General features: G+C 67.1%; 1 pseudogene. It reads left to right on the plus strand.

The annotated features are described in order from the left end of the window. Positions 1 to 237: pseudogene (locus SB816_RS34860) on the plus strand (penicillin-binding transpeptidase domain-containing protein); the annotation flags it as partial.

Genomic DNA, 237 nt, shown 5'->3' on the forward strand with positions numbered 1-237 from the left:
CCGACGTACAACCCGAACGACCGCTCGCGGATGACGGGCGAGCAGTTGCGCAACCGGATCATGACCGACGTGTTCGAGCCGGGCTCGATCATGAAGCCGTTCACGGTATAGCTGGCGCTCGACCTGCACCGCGTGACGCCGAACACGCTCGTCGAGACGGGCAACGGGCATTTCGTGCTCGACGGCGCGCCGATCACCGATGACGCGGGCTTCGGCACGCTGACGGTCGGCGGCGTG

The organism is Achromobacter sp. SIMBA_011, assembly GCF_046535435.1.
Taxonomy (GTDB): domain Bacteria; phylum Pseudomonadota; class Gammaproteobacteria; order Burkholderiales; family Burkholderiaceae_B; genus Achromobacter; species Achromobacter dolens.